Consider the following 450-nt stretch of genomic DNA (forward strand, 5'->3'; position numbering starts at 1 on the left):
CCCGACGGCGACGCTGGTCGTGATCGTGGCCACCGCGAACCACTTCTGGCTCGACGCCGTCGGCGGCATGATCTGCCTGGCCTTCGGGTACGCCATCTCCCGCGACTGGTACGGATCCCTCCCGCACCGGCTGCCGCGCAGGCCCGAGGAGACCGGCCGCCACCCGGTGACGGCCGCTCCCCTGAACCATCCGGCACTGGCCCGCTTCCAGCGCTGAACCCCGGCCCGCCCTACCCTTCCCGCTGGGTGATCCGGCCTCCCGACATGGTGAGCCGGACCGGCGCCCCGGCCAGTTCGTCCGCCGGAGCCGCCACCGGGTCCAGGCCGAAGGCGGTCAGGTCCGCCCGGAAACCGGCCGCGACGCGGCCCGCCACCGCTTCCTCCCCCGCCGCCAGCGCGGCGTGCGAGGTCATGCCCTCCAGGGCCATGAGCCCGGTGAGGTCGTCGCCG

General features: G+C 75.1%; 1 protein-coding gene and 1 pseudogene. One reads left to right on the top strand and one right to left on the bottom strand.

Translation table 11 applies throughout. The annotated features are described in order from the left end of the window. Positions 1 to 217 (top strand): annotated as a pseudogene (locus G3I71_RS47490) (hypothetical protein); the annotation flags it as partial. A 13-nt stretch (positions 218 to 230) separates the two neighbouring features. On the opposite strand, the gene G3I71_RS47495 reads toward G3I71_RS47490, so the two are convergent. Continuing rightward, positions 231 to 450: amidohydrolase family protein (locus tag G3I71_RS47495; protein WP_164325161.1), on the bottom strand; the 220-nt coding region annotated here is incomplete at its 5' end.

This window comes from Streptomyces sp. SID12501 (genome assembly GCF_010550245.1).
GTDB lineage: Bacteria > Actinomycetota > Actinomycetes > Streptomycetales > Streptomycetaceae > Streptomyces.